This window comes from Gluconacetobacter takamatsuzukensis (assembly GCF_014174275.1).
GTDB classification, from domain to species: domain Bacteria; phylum Pseudomonadota; class Alphaproteobacteria; order Acetobacterales; family Acetobacteraceae; genus Gluconacetobacter; species Gluconacetobacter takamatsuzukensis.
Genome location: NZ_JABEQK010000002.1, coordinates 307,568 through 319,887, shown reverse-complemented (window position 1 = coordinate 319,887; position 12,320 = coordinate 307,568). Strand labels below are relative to the sequence as shown.

At 68.2% G+C, this 12,320-nt stretch carries 13 protein-coding genes; 8 read left to right on the top strand and 5 right to left on the bottom strand.

Features of this window, described 5'->3' with window-relative positions:
• Nucleotides 1-31 precede the first annotated feature (31 nt).
• On the bottom strand, nt 32-112 hold the full coding sequence (pqqA, locus tag HLH27_RS03770; RefSeq protein ID WP_012224451.1) for a pyrroloquinoline quinone precursor peptide PqqA: 81 nt from the start codon (nt 110-112) through the stop codon (nt 32-34).
• A gap of 294 nt (nt 113-406) precedes the next feature.
• On the opposite strand from pqqA, the gene HLH27_RS03765 reads away from it, so the two are divergent.
• Nucleotides 407-1,633, top strand: a complete 1,227-nt coding sequence (locus HLH27_RS03765) for an AI-2E family transporter (RefSeq protein ID WP_182947911.1) — start codon at nt 407-409, stop codon at nt 1,631-1,633.
• A 131-nt stretch (nt 1,634-1,764) separates the two neighbouring features.
• On the opposite strand, the gene HLH27_RS03760 is transcribed toward HLH27_RS03765, so the two are convergent.
• The gene (locus HLH27_RS03760) at nt 1,765-2,520 is read right to left on the bottom strand and encodes a Crp/Fnr family transcriptional regulator (RefSeq protein ID WP_182947909.1); all 756 of its coding nucleotides are present in this window, start codon (nt 2,518-2,520) and stop codon (nt 1,765-1,767) included.
• Between the two features lie 184 nt (nt 2,521-2,704).
• On the opposite strand from HLH27_RS03760, the gene HLH27_RS03755 reads away from it, so the two are divergent.
• The 7 genes from HLH27_RS03755 (at nt 2,705) to HLH27_RS03725 (ending at nt 9,601) form a co-directional block, all read left to right on the top strand.
• Nucleotides 2,705-3,181 carry a hypothetical protein gene (locus HLH27_RS03755; protein WP_182947907.1) on the top strand — a complete coding sequence of 159 codons (477 nt, stop codon included), beginning with the start codon at nt 2,705-2,707 and terminating at the stop codon, nt 3,179-3,181.
• A gap of 85 nt (nt 3,182-3,266) precedes the next feature.
• On the top strand, nt 3,267-4,055 hold the full coding sequence (locus HLH27_RS03750; protein WP_182947905.1) for an OmpW/AlkL family protein: 789 nt from the start codon (nt 3,267-3,269) through the stop codon (nt 4,053-4,055).
• A gap of 13 nt (nt 4,056-4,068) precedes the next feature.
• Nucleotides 4,069-5,433 (top strand): oxygen-independent coproporphyrinogen III oxidase, encoded by a 1,365-nt coding sequence (gene hemN / locus HLH27_RS03745; protein ID WP_246375449.1) that lies wholly within the window; start codon nt 4,069-4,071, stop codon nt 5,431-5,433.
• A complete protein-coding gene (locus HLH27_RS03740; RefSeq protein WP_246375410.1) occupies nt 5,417-6,094 on the top strand; it encodes a 2OG-Fe(II) oxygenase in 678 nt (225 codons plus the stop codon). Before hemN ends, HLH27_RS03740 begins: the two co-directional genes overlap by 17 nt.
• A gap of 109 nt (nt 6,095-6,203) precedes the next feature.
• On the top strand, nt 6,204-7,841 hold the full coding sequence (locus tag HLH27_RS03735; RefSeq protein ID WP_182947902.1) for an electron transfer flavoprotein-ubiquinone oxidoreductase: 1,638 nt from the start codon (nt 6,204-6,206) through the stop codon (nt 7,839-7,841).
• A 75-nt stretch (nt 7,842-7,916) separates the two neighbouring features.
• Nucleotides 7,917-8,666 carry an electron transfer flavoprotein subunit beta/FixA family protein gene (locus HLH27_RS03730; RefSeq protein WP_182947900.1) on the top strand — a complete coding sequence of 250 codons (750 nt, stop codon included), beginning with the start codon at nt 7,917-7,919 and terminating at the stop codon, nt 8,664-8,666.
• Between the two features lie 2 nt (nt 8,667-8,668).
• Nucleotides 8,669-9,601, top strand: a complete 933-nt coding sequence (locus tag HLH27_RS03725) for an electron transfer flavoprotein subunit alpha/FixB family protein (RefSeq protein ID WP_182947898.1) — start codon at nt 8,669-8,671, stop codon at nt 9,599-9,601.
• Nucleotides 9,602-9,665: 64 nt separating this feature from the next.
• Here HLH27_RS03725 and HLH27_RS03720 read toward each other — a convergent pair whose 3' ends face one another.
• From HLH27_RS03720 to HLH27_RS03710, 3 genes are all read right to left on the bottom strand, one after another.
• Nucleotides 9,666-9,869, bottom strand: a complete 204-nt coding sequence (locus tag HLH27_RS03720; protein WP_182947896.1) for a hypothetical protein — start codon at nt 9,867-9,869, stop codon at nt 9,666-9,668.
• Between the two features lie 28 nt (nt 9,870-9,897).
• Nucleotides 9,898-11,340, bottom strand: a complete 1,443-nt coding sequence (locus HLH27_RS03715; protein ID WP_246375409.1) for an MATE family efflux transporter — start codon at nt 11,338-11,340, stop codon at nt 9,898-9,900.
• Nucleotides 11,341-11,553: 213 nt separating this feature from the next.
• Entirely contained in the window at nt 11,554-12,264 is a 711-nt protein-coding gene (locus HLH27_RS03710) for a TetR/AcrR family transcriptional regulator (RefSeq protein WP_246375407.1), read from the bottom strand.
• Between the last annotated feature and the right edge of the window lie 56 nt (nt 12,265-12,320).

Genomic DNA, 12,320 nt, shown 5'->3' with positions numbered 1-12,320 from the left:
CCGCACGAGGCTGGGCGGCGTTTCGTGCGGCTTATTTCTTCTGGCCGCAGACGTAGCTGTTGATTTCCGCGCCCAGCGGAACTTCGGTGATCTTCGGAGCAGTCCAGGCCATGTGATCCTCCATCATTCAGGTCATGAAGGCGGGGCTCCCGCTTTCAGATCGGATGTGACGCCCGATGGTCGCGGCTTTCAAGCCTTGATCGCGGCATTTTCCGGACCATCGGGGTTCCGAATGCTCACGTTTCTGTGAAAATGGGGCGACCGGGGGGGGCATGCACCGCGTCGGACGCGTGGCACCAATGTTGATGCGCGTTATGCCTTGCGTCGGCGCGGGCGGGGGACTACGCCCCATGCAACGGCGGTCGGGCGGGTCCTGTCCGCCGAATGCTGTTGGCGAGGCTGGGGCATGATGCTGGCTCCCGAGAGTGAAGAAGCGGATTCGTTCGAGACGCGCCAGCAGCAACGGGCCATCGAGGTCGTGCGCCGCAGCCGTTTCAGCGCGCAGACCATCTGCCTGCTGATCCTGACTGTGCTGGCGGTCTTCTACACCTTGTATTTCGCGGCTGCGATCATCCTGCCCATCGTGCTGGCGCTGGTGGCCAACCTGCTGCTGTCTGCGCCCATGCGCGTGCTGCATGCGCGGTTGCGGCTGCCCAAGACGCTGGCGGCGCTGATCCTGATCCTGTGCCTGTTCGGGGTGGTGGGGGCGATCGGCACCGCGATTTCGGTGCCGGCCGCAGGGTGGATCAGCCGCGCGCCGCAGACCATGGCCGCGATCCAGGCCCATATGGCGGTGCTGCACGGGCCGCTGCGGATGATCCAGGCCGCCAACGAACGGATCGAGAGCTTTCTGGCCGTGGTCAGCGGCCGGGGCCACGAGGGCGCGCAGGGCGCGCTGCTGGCGCCCGCCGCGCCGTCGGCCGAGGGGGGGCTGGGCACGTTCGGCTCCAGCGTGCTGCTGGGCACGCGGGCGTTCGTGGGCCAGCTCTTTACCATGATGCTGATGCTGTTCTTCCTGCTGGCGCAGGGGGACAGCCTGCTGCGGCGCTTCGTGGAGATCATGCCGACCTTTGCCGACAAGCGCCGGGCGGTGCAGATCGCCTACCAGATCGAGCGCAACGTCTCGCTGTACCTGACGACGATCACGATCATCAACGTGCTGGTCGGGCTGGCGAACATGCTGCAATGCTGGGCGTTCGGCCTGCCCAACCCGCTGCTGTGGGGGGTGCTGGCCTTTCTGCTGAACTATATCCCGATCATCGGTCCGCTGACCGGGATCGTGATCTATTTCGTCATCAGCCTGTTCGTGTTTCCGTCGGTGCTCCAGGCGCTGCTGCCGCCGATGGTCTATCTGTGCATCCATCTGATGGAAGGCGAGACGATCACCCCGATGGTGCTGGCCCGGCGCTTTACGCTGAATCCGGTGCTGGTCATGGGGTCGCTGATGTTCTGGGACTGGCTGTGGGGGGTGTGGGGGGCGTTCCTGTCGGTGCCGATGCTCGCGGTGTTCAAGATCATCTGCGACCATGTGGAGGTGCTGACCCCGATCGGCCATATCGTGGGCGGCCCGACGCGTGGGCCGAAGATGCATCCGCCGGCGGTTCTTCCGGAGCCGAGTCCCGAGGTCGAGTGAGGGATCCCAGGGCGCTCCCTGGACCCGGCAGGGCCTGAGGCCCTGCACCCCAATTATTTGATGACGAATGGGTTTCCAAAGGGCTTTGCCCTTTGGTGGGTCAAGGGCAAAGCCCTTGGCGGGCTATCCCTTCAGGCGGCCTCGCCAGCGGCCAGGGCTTCCAGCCGCTCCATCGCGGTGATGCGCACGGTGTGGCCCTTGCCGATCGCGACCAGGCGTTCGGTGCGCATCCAGCTGAGGGTCCGGCTGACGGTCTCGATGGTCAGGCCCAGATAGTCGGCCATGTCCGAGCGGGTCATGGGCAGGGGGACGTCCTCGGAGGGGTTCGGGACCTCGCGCACGCGTTCCAGCAGGAAGCTGGCCACCCGTTCGCGCGCCGTCTTGCGGCCCAGCAGCAGCATCTGGTTCTGGGCGGCCACCAGTTCGTTCGAGGCTTCGGCCAGCAGCCGGCGTTCCAGGCGGGGGAAATCGTCCATCAGCTGGCGCATGCGCGCCCGCGAGAAGCGGCACAGCCGCACCGTGTCCATGGCCTCGGCGCCGAAGGCGTACTGGTCCGACACCGCCAGGCCCAGGAAATGGCCGGTGGTGGCGAAGCCCGTGATCTGCCGCCGCCCGTCGGGCAGGGCCTTGAACAGTTTCACGTTGCCCGAGGTGATATTGTAGAAATCGGTCGCCGGGGCGCCTTCCTCGATGAAGGTGCGGCCGGGCAGGACCAGCGTTTCGACCGCCGTTTCGGCCAGCCGGGCGATGTCGTCATCGTCGATGACGCTGCACACGCTCTGGGCCCGGATGCCGCAACTGAGGCAGTAGCCGGGCTGCCGGTGGGCGCCGGCCAGGATCAGGCGGCGCGGGCGCGCATCGCGCTGGCAGGTGGTCTGGTCAGACATATCGTCCGGGTTCCTCCCGGTTCTGGCCCGCCGGAGGGCGGGCCGGTCGTTTCGGCGCGGGCGGCCATCCGTCCGCTCGGGCCGGAACATACCGCAGAATGCGGGCTGAATTGATCTGAATCAATGTCTTTTACTGCATCGGACCCAAGCGTGCGGGAATGGAAGGTTTCTGCCGCGCCCGACGATGAATGCCGACCCTGCCCTTGTCGTCGGTCTGTTGCGGGCCGAGGACGCCGCGCTGGCCTATCCGCTGGTGCGCGCGGCCTATCCCGCGATGGCGCGCGGAACGTGGATGCGCCTGGCCCGGCGTGCCCTGCGCACGGGCCCGCGCGGCCGGCACGGCATCCTGGTGGCGCGGCATGGCCCGGCCTGCGCGCCGTGCGGGCTGATATCCTTTCGCTGCGATCCTGATATGCGCCACGGGCGGGTCCTGACGGCGGAGCATTTCGTTGCACTGACGTTCGGCGAGGTCTGGTCGGTGCTGGATGCCTTTCTGCCCGCGCTGGAGAATATGGCCTGCAAGGCCGGCTGCGGGAGCGCGCGCGTGATCCTGCCCGGGAACCAGCAGGCGCTTCTGGCGCGGATGGCGGCCCGGGGGCGGGTTGCGGGCCACCCTGTGGCGATTCGCACACTGATCGAGATCTCGCAGAATATGGCTTGATTTATGTCAAGGCGATGACAGGCGGTGCGTGATCAATGCACACCACACGATGTTGTTTATCGCTGAAAGTTGAAAGGCGCACACGATGAAATTGACCCGTAGCCTCGTCGTTCCGGCCCTGGCCGGCCTGTTGGCGCTGGCGCCGGGCGCGGGACGTGCCCAGACGGCGACGCCGTCGGCCTATGTCAATGCGCCTGTTGCCGCCGATGCCGTTCCGCCGCCGCCCTCGCGCCGCAGCCATTGCGGCCTGTTCGAGACCTGCGCCAGCACCAAGATCGGCCTGGGCAAGGGCGATTTCCTGATCCGCCTGTCCGCGCTGGGCGTGCTGCCCGAGGACCGCGACAGCAAGCTGTGGATCAACAACGCGGCGGTGCCGGGCCGGATCAAGACCACGCGTCAGGTCACGCCGGAGCTGACGTTCGAATATTTCTTCACCGACAACCTGTCGGTGGACCTGATCGCGGCCAGCTCGCGGCATGAGGTCGCGGCCGAGGGTGTCGGCGGGGCGGCCCATGTCGATGTCGGCAGCGCCTGGGTGCTGCCGCCCACCGTGACCTTCGCGTGGCATTTCCGGCCGCACAAGCGCTTCAACCCCTATGTGGGTGTCGGCGGCACGATGGCGTGGTTCCATAACGTCTCGCCGGCCGGTGGTCTGGTGCAGAAGCTCAATGTCGGCTTTACCGGCGGCCCGTCGGTCAATGCCGGCTTCGACTACCAGCTGGTGGGCAACTGGTTCTTCAACTTCGACGTGAAGCAGATGTTCATGCGGATGCATGCATGGGCCAACGACCGCGGCACGAGCAGCCCCTTCATCAAGGCGCATGACTCGCTCGACCCGACCGTGGTCGGTGCCGGTATCGAATACCGGTTCTGATCCAGTGGACACGTTGCCCCCTTCCGACGTTCTGGTTCGGTATGGGGGCAACTTGCCGCGCTATACCAGCTACCCGACCGCGGCGCAGTTCGACGCCACGGTCGGCGCCGCCGAAGCCGAGGCGTGGCTTCGGGCGGTTCCGGCGGGAACACCGATCTCGCTTTACCTGCATGTTCCGTTCTGCGACGTGCTGTGCCTGTTCTGCGGGTGCAATACCTCGGTGGTGCGCGATTCCGGCCTGCGGGCGGCCTATGGCCTGCTGCTGATCGACGAATTGCAGCGGGTGGCGGCACGGCTGGGCCCCGATCGCCCGGTGCGGCATGTGCAGTGGGGCGGCGGCACGCCGACGACCCTGCCGCCTGCGACCATGCGGGCCGTGATGGAGACGCTCCACCGGCTGTTTCGCGTGGAGGCGGGTGCCGAAATCGCCATCGAGCTCGATCCGCGTTTCCTGCCCGAGGATTATCCGCCGCTGCTGGGGGAGTTGGGGTTCAACCGCGCCAGCCTCGGGGTCCAGGATCTCGACCCGGTGGTGCAGGCGGCCAGCGGGCGGGTGCAGAGCCTGGAACAGACCGAGGATTGCGTGCGCCGGATGCGCTCGGCGGGGATTTCCTCGATCAATGTCGACCTGATCTACGGGCTGCCGTACCAGACCACCGACGGCGCGGGCGACACCGCGCTGACGGTCGCGGACACGCTGCGGCCGGACCGGCTGGCGGTGTTCGGCTATGCCCATGTGCCGTGGAAGCAGAAGCGCCAGGCCCTGCTGCCCCAAGGCGCGCTGCCGCCGCCGGCGGAGCGGCTGGCGCAGCGCGCGCGCATCGACGCGGCCCTGCGCCTGGCGGGCTATCGTGCCATCGGGCTGGACCATTATGCGCGGCCCGGCGATGCGCTCTGCCGTGCCGCCGAGGCCGGGACCCTGCACCGGAATTTCCAGGGTTATACGGTCGACCCCGCGCCGGTGCTGATCGGGATCGGTGCCTCGGCGATTTCCAGCTTCCCGCAGGGCATGACGCAGAACGTGCCGGCCCAGGCCTTCTATGCGCGTGCCATGGAGACGATGCCCGACAGCCTGCCCGCCGTGCGCGGCGTGTGCCGCACCGCGGACGACCGGCTGCGCGGTGAGGTGATCGAGCGGCTGATGTGCGACCTGAAGGTCGACCCGGCGGCGGTGGGGGCCCGCCATGGGGCCCCGGCCTCGTGGTACGACGGGGCGTGGCCGGCCCTGCGGCAGGCCCAGGCGGACGGGCTGGTGGTGCTGGACGGCACCGTGATCCGCGTGACCGAGGAGGGGCGGCCTTTCCTGCGCAATATCGCGGCGGTGTTTGACGCGCATCATGCGCCCGCGGGCGTCAAGCGCCATGCCGGCGCGCTGTAGCCCTGCCGTGACGGGAACGGACGGGCCGGAGCCCAACCGGCCGGCTGCGTCGGTGCGGGGGGCCGAGGCCCGGGCGTGGCCGTTCGCGCACTGGCTGCTGGACGACGTGCTGCCGCCGGCGGCCCAGGCCGCGCTGCTGGCGTGGGACCCCGGGGCGGCGTCCCATGGCGGGGATACCGGCGGGCGGCGCGATGCCCGCAACGGCCGGCGCGTCTTCGTTACGCCCGCAACGCGCCGCGAGCCGGGGCTGGACCTGCTGGCGCGGCTGTTCGATGCGGCCGAAACGCGCGAGGCCATTGCCGCGCGCTGCGGTGCCCGGCTGGCGGGGACCGCCCTGCGGCTGGAGCTGTGCCTGGATACGGACGGGTTCTGGCTGGAGCCGCATACCGATATCGGGGCCAAGAAGCTGACCCTGCTGGTCGCGCTTTCGACCGGTGCCGGGGCGGCGGAGTGGGGTACCGACCTGATGACGGCGGATGGCCGGGCGGTGGCGCGGGCCAGCGGCGCGTTCAATTCCGGCCTGATGTTCGTGCCCGGCGAAGAGAGCTGGCATGGGTTCGTGCGCCGGCCGATCCTGGGCCTGCGCCGGTCGCTGATCGTCAATTTCGTCTCGTCCGAATGGCGGGCGACCGGGGAGCTGGCCTTCGGCCCCCCGGCCTGACCCTTCCGCCGGTTTTGCGTTCCGCCCCCGTTCGGTTCTAGGAAGGCATAAATCTTCCAACCAGGCCGTGGCGTTCATGGCGCAGCAGCAGGACGAGGCGAGAAGGGCGATGACCGAACACGCACGCGAGACGATGGAATTCGATATTGTCATTGTCGGTGGCGGCCCGTCCGGTCTGGCGGCGGCGATCCGCCTGCGGCAGCTGGTGCCGCAGGCCAGCGTGTGCCTGATCGAGAAGGGCAGCGAGATCGGGGCCCATATCCTCTCGGGTGCCGTGATCGAGCCGCGCGCGCTGGACGAATTGCTGCCCGACTGGCGCGAGACCGGGGCGCCCCTGAATACGCCGGTTACGGAGGAGGCGATGCTCTTCCTGACCGAAAGCCGGGGCTATTCGGTGCCGATGCTGGACCGGGTGATGCCGCACATGCGCAACCACGGCAACTACATCGTCAGCCTGGGCGATGTGTGCCGCTGGCTGGCCGGGCGCGCCGAGGAGATGGGGGTGGAGATCTATCCCGGGTTCGCCGGCGCGGACGTGCTGGTCGAGGACGGGCGGGTCGTGGGCGTGGTGACGGGCGACATGGGCATCGGCCGCGATGGCGAGCCCGGACCGAACTATGCGCCGGGCATGGAGCTGCGCGCGAAATACACGCTGTTCGCCGAAGGGTGCCGCGGGTCGCTGACCAAGCGGCTGATGGCGATGTACAACCTGCGCAAGGGCGTGGACCCGCAGACCTACGGGCTGGGCATCAAGGAATTGTGGGAGGTTCCGGCGGAGCAGCATCGCCCGGGGCTGGTGCAGCACAGTTTCGGCTGGCCGCTGGACGACCGGACCTATGGCGGCGCCTGGATGTATCATTTCGGCGAGAACCTGGTCTCGTACGGTTTCGTGGTCGGGCTGGATTATCCCAATACCTGGCTCTCGCCGTTCGATGAGATGCAGCGCGTGAAGCTGCACCCGTCCTTCCGCGCCACGTTCGAGGGCGGCCGCCGCATCGCGTATGGCGCCCGGGCGTTGTCGGAGGGCGGTATCCAGTCGATTCCGCGCCTGACCTTTCCCGGTGGCGCGCTGATCGGCGATACGGCGGGCTTTCTGAACGTGCCCAAGATCAAGGGCACCCATACCGCCATGAAATCGGGCATGCTGGCGGCCGAGGCGGTGGCCGAGGCGATGGAGGGCGGCCGGGCCGAGCCGACATCGTATACCGCGCGGGTGCGCAAATCCTGGCTGTGGGAAGAGCTGCGCGCGGTGCGCAATGTGCGCCCCGCCTTCTCGCGCTTCGGGATGAAGGGCGGTGCCCTGTATGCGGGGATCGACGCCATGCTGCTGCGCGGCCGGGCGCCGTGGACCCTGCATCATCGCCATGCGGATAACGAGGTCCTGGAATCGGCCAGCCAGTCGGCGCCGATCGCCTATCCCAAGCCGGACGGCAAGATCACCTTCGACAAGCTGTCGTCGGTGTTTCTCTCCGCAACCAACCATGAGGAAGACCAGCCCGTTCACCTGAAGCTGCGCAGCGACGCGCTGTGGAAGACGGTGAACTGGGATGTGTTCCGCGCCCCCGAGAGCCGCTACTGCCCGGCCGGGGTCTATGAGGTCGCGGATGCCGAGACCGCGCCGCGCCTGCAGATCAACGCCCAGAACTGCGTGCACTGCAAGACCTGCGACATCAAGGACCCGGCGCAGAATATCGACTGGGCGACGCCCGAGGGCGCCGGCGGGCCCAACTATCCCGGCGGGATGTGATTTTTCGGTGAAATGGGCTATGGGGGGCGCCCTCCCCTCGGGTGAGTGCCCGCTGACAGACAGGCGAAGAGGTCCATGAAGGTTCTTGTTCCCGTAAAGCGCGTGATCGATTTCAACATCAAGCCGCGCGTGAAGGCGGACGGCACGGGTGTCGAGACCGCCGGTGTGAAGATGTCGATGAATCCCTTCGACGAGATCGCGGTCGAGGAAGCCGTGCGCCTGAAGGAAAAGGGCATCGCGACCGAAGTGGTGGCGGTGTCGGTCGGCGTGCAGCAGGCGCAGGACACGCTGCGCACCGCGATGGCGATGGGGGCGGATCGTGCCATCCTGGTCCTGACCGACGTGGCGGTGGAGCCGCTGGCGGTGGCCAAGATCCTCAAGGCGCTGGTCGCGAAGGAAAATCCCGACCTGATGCTGCTGGGCAAGCAGGCGATCGACGACGACATGAACGCCACCGGCCAGATGCTGGCCGGTCTGCTGGGCTGGGGCCAGGGCACGTTCGCCAGCAAGATCGAGATCGCGGATGGCAAGGCGACCGTGACGCGCGAGATCGATGGCGGGCTGGAGACGCTGACGCTGGCGCTGCCGGCCATCGTGACGGCCGACCTGAGGCTGAACGAGCCGCGCTATGCCTCGCTGCCCAACATCATGAAGGCGCGCAAGAAGCCGCTGGAGACGATTGCGCCCGCCGACCTGGGCGTGGATGTGACGCCGCGCCTGACCATCGTCTCGGTGGCCGAGCCGCCGGCGCGCCAGCAGGGCATCAAGGTCGAATCCGCCGCCGACCTGGTGGCCCGTCTGCGCAACGAAGCGAAGGTGATCTGATCATGGCCGTACTCGTTTTCCTGGATCATGAGTCCGGTGTCATCCGCCAGGCGTCGCGTTCGGCCGTGACCGCCGCGCGGGCGCTGGGCGAGGTGCACGTGCTGGTGACGGGCGATGCCCCGGTGGCCGAAGCCGCCGCGCGGATCGACGGCGTGGCCAAGGTGCTGCGCGCCGCCGGTGCCGCCGCCGCCCATGAACTGGCCGAGCCGCTGGCGGCGGTGATCGCGGACCTCGCCCCCGGCTACAGCCATATCCTCGCGGCCTCCGGCGCCAGTGGCAAGAACGTGCTGCCGCGTGCCGCCGCCCTGCTGGACGTGCAGCCGATCCCCGACGTGGTGTCGATCGTCGATGCCGATACCTTCGTGCGCCCGATCTATGCCGGCAGCGCGCTGGCGACCGTGAAATCGTCGGACGCGAAGAAGGTGCTGACGGTGCGCGCGTCCTCTTTCGACCCAGCCCCGGCCGAGGGCGGTGCCGCCCCCATCGAGCAGGTGGCGGTGCCCGAGGGGCCGGTGCTGTCGGAATTCGTCTCGATCGCGCTGTCGCAGTCCGAGCGGCCCGAGCTGGAATCGGCGCGGGTGATCGTCTCGGGCGGTCGCGGCATGCAGAACGAGGAGAATTTCAAGCTGCTGAACCCGCTGGCCGACCGGCTGGGTGCCGCCATCGGTGCCTCGCGCGCCGCCGTCGATGCCGGTTTCGTGCCCAACGACTACCAGGTGGGGCAGACCGGCAAGATCGTGGCGCCGGACCTGTATATCGCCGTCGGTATTTCCGGTGCGATCCAGCATCTGGCCGGGATGAAGGACAGCAAGGTCATCGTCGCGATCAACAAGGACCCGGAGGCGCCGATCTTCCAGGTGGCCGATTACGGGCTGGTGGGGGATCTGTTCGAGATCCTGCCGCAGGTCGAGGCGGCGCTGGATACGGCGGGCTGAAGGGGGGGAGGGTCGGGCTCTGCCCGAACCCGCAAGGGGCCGGCGGCCCCTTGACCCCGATTCGTTATTCTTCGCCCAGGACCGCGCGGGCGCGTTGGACGATTGTTTCGTATTCTTCCTGGTCCAAGTGCCCCTCGTGCAGCATTGCGCTGGCGCGGGCCAGCGCGTCCCGGGCATGGGCGGCGTCGGGGATCGGGTAGCGGCGGCCGGGTAGGGCGAAGGCGCTGTCGGGCAGGGCGTTGCGTTCTTCTTCTGTCAGGCGGGACATTGGGTGGTCCTTTCCTTTGAGGGTCCGTTCAGGCTCGCGCCGCTTCGTCGGCGATCTGCTCTTCCTCGTCCAGTTCGTTCAGTTCGGCCATCGCGCTCTTCGCGGTCCGGCCGGGCAGTTCGGTGGCCAGGCCGGGGACGATCCGTCCGGGCTTGAGGTTGCGCACGACCGAGAAGGCCGTCAGCACCGCCCAGGTGCCGAAGACCACGCTGCCTAGCACCTGCCCCACCTGCACCCCGCAGGGGCCGAAGCGCATGCCGATCCAGACGAACGGGATGGTGCCCAGCGTTGCCCGCCCCCAGTTGAACAGGGTGGAGTAGAGCGGGAAGCCCAGATTGTTGAAGGCGGTGTTGGCGACGAACAGCATGCCGATGAACAGGTAGCCGCCTACCGTCCAGGTGCAGAACAGGCGGATCAGGTCCGCCGTGGCGCCCTGGGCGGCGAAGGCGCGCACCACCAGGTCCTGCGCCGGCAGCAGGATCGCCCAGGTCAGCGCCACGCAGATCGCCACCAGCTTCAGTGACGCCACCAGCGTCTGGCGCACCCGGTCGAGCTGCCCCGCGCCCTGGTTCTGCGACATGATGGGCCCCACCGAGCCCGTCAGCGCGAAGACGAAGGCGAAGGCGACGGGCACGATCCGGTCGATGGTCGCCTGCCCGGCCACCGCCGCCAGCCCGAACGTGGCCATGGCATGGGTGACGAACAGGCCGCCGATGGGGGTGGCCAGGTTGGTCAGGATCGCCGGCATGGCCACCCCGCCGACCAGCCTGGCATCGTGCAGGATGTAGCGGCTGGAGGGCATGGCCAGCAGGTCGTGCCGCTTGACCGCCAGATAGCCCAGGATGGCCACCAGCGCGCGCGACAGGATGGTGCTGATGGCGGCCCCGGCCAGCCCCATATGCAGCCAGAAGATCAGCAGCGGGTCGAGCATGGCCGAGGCCAGCGCGCCGATCAGCGTCACGTTCATGGAATATTTGGCGTCGCCCACCGCGCGCAGCAGGCTGGAACAGCCCATGCCCGTGGCCACCAGCCACAGCGCGGGCGAGACGATGCGGATATACTGGCCGGCCTGTTGCGCCACCCGCCCCGTCGCGCCGAACAGGTGCAGGATCGGGGTCGAAAACAGGGCCGTCGCCAGCCCCAGGGCGGCGGTCGCGACCGTCATGACCAGCAGGAAGGACGAGGCGATGCGCCGCGCCCGGTCGTGCCGGCCGGCGCCGATCTGGCGCGCCGTGACGGCGCCGAGGCCGATCGACATGCCGATGGAGACCGCGATCTGGACATAGCCGACCGCGCCGGTGAAGCCGATGGCGGCTGTCAGTGCCGGGTCGTCGAGTCGCGAGATGTAGAACAGGTTCAGCAGGTCGACGGCGAACACGGCCATCAGCCCGATTGCCCCGGTGCCGGCCATGACGACGACGTGGCGCATGATGTCGCCGGAACAGAAACGGGCGGGACGGCAGGCTTTCATCGGACGGTGTCCTTGCCCGCCCCGGCTGCGCGTCCGGCCGCGCCCCTGGTGCCGCGTGCGGCCCTGCCTGAGGGTCCTGGGATCATTGTCCCGATGATAGCCTCTTTCCCGCCGGGCGAAAGCCCGATCGTGCAGATCGTGCATGTGGCGCGCGGACCGATGGCCCGTTTGCGGCACATGGCTGGAGCCGGCGGCGGGGCGGACGTGCTGCGGTCAGGACCGGACCGGTTCGATGGCCGACAGGCCGGCCAGGAAGATGCGCACCCAGCGGCGGATATTGGCCTCGATCTCGTCCGGGGCCACCAGGTCGCGGGAATGGAACAGCTCGCCCAGGATCAGCTTGCCCACCGTCATGTTGAACAGGCCGGTGCCCAGGTCCTCGGCGTCGTCGATGGGCAGGGTGCCGGCCGCCTGCTGGCGCAGCAGCCAGTCCTCGATCTGGTTGCAGTTTCCGCACAGTTCGATGCTGTGCATGATCCGCCGGATTTCGGCGGAATCGCGGATTTCGCCGACGATGGCGCGGACCAGGCACATCCGGTCCGGCGCCAGAACACGGGTTGCGATGGTCACCAGGATATGGACCAGCTCGGCCTCGGGCGCGATATCGGGGGGGCACTGGACCGCCATGTACTTGATGTCGAACAGCCGCTCGCTGATCAGGGTGCGGAACAGGTCCTCCTTGGAGGCGAACATCTGGTAGATCGTCTTCTTGGACATGCCCGACAGGTGCGCCAGCTTGTCCATCGAGGCGTTATGGTAGCCGTGATCGTCCAGGACCTGGCAGGCCGCGTTCAGGATCAGTTCCCGCCGTTCGCCGCCTTCCAGCACTGGGGGGCGACCCGGGCATCGCTTCTCCGGGCACTCCTCCGGCTCGCGGGGGTGGGAAAGCACGAGATCCGACATCGTCGCCCCGGTAGCGGGCATTCCGGCTGTTCCTTCCTGTCTTGAGAGGTGCGGTCCGTGGCCTGTCCGGGTGGCCG

Excerpts from the sequence above, each read along its gene's own strand:
- HLH27_RS03760 (WP_182947909.1), bottom strand. The coding sequence starts at position 2,520 with ATGTCTGACCAGACCACCTGCCAGCGCGATGCGCGCCCGCGCCGCCTG.
- HLH27_RS03720 (WP_182947896.1), bottom strand. The coding sequence starts at position 9,869 with ATGTCCCGCCTGACAGAAGAAGAACGCAACGCCCTGCCCGACAGCGCC.
- HLH27_RS03735 (WP_182947902.1), top strand. The coding sequence starts at position 6,204 with ATGACCGAACACGCACGCGAGACGATGGAATTCGATATTGTCATTGTC.
- HLH27_RS03750 (WP_182947905.1), top strand. The coding sequence starts at position 3,267 with ATGAAATTGACCCGTAGCCTCGTCGTTCCGGCCCTGGCCGGCCTGTTG.
- HLH27_RS03765 (WP_182947911.1), top strand. The coding sequence starts at position 407 with ATGATGCTGGCTCCCGAGAGTGAAGAAGCGGATTCGTTCGAGACGCGC.
- HLH27_RS03755 (WP_182947907.1), top strand. The coding sequence starts at position 2,705 with ATGAATGCCGACCCTGCCCTTGTCGTCGGTCTGTTGCGGGCCGAGGAC.
- pqqA (WP_012224451.1), bottom strand. The coding sequence starts at position 112 with ATGGCCTGGACTGCTCCGAAGATCACCGAAGTTCCGCTGGGCGCGGAA.
- HLH27_RS03740 (WP_246375410.1), top strand. The coding sequence starts at position 5,417 with ATGCCGGCGCGCTGTAGCCCTGCCGTGACGGGAACGGACGGGCCGGAG.
- HLH27_RS03725 (WP_182947898.1), top strand. The coding sequence starts at position 8,669 with ATGGCCGTACTCGTTTTCCTGGATCATGAGTCCGGTGTCATCCGCCAG.
- HLH27_RS03715 (WP_246375409.1), bottom strand. The coding sequence starts at position 11,340 with ATGAAAGCCTGCCGTCCCGCCCGTTTCTGTTCCGGCGACATCATGCGC.
- HLH27_RS03710 (WP_246375407.1), bottom strand. The coding sequence starts at position 12,264 with ATGCCCGCTACCGGGGCGACGATGTCGGATCTCGTGCTTTCCCACCCC.
- HLH27_RS03730 (WP_182947900.1), top strand. The coding sequence starts at position 7,917 with ATGAAGGTTCTTGTTCCCGTAAAGCGCGTGATCGATTTCAACATCAAG.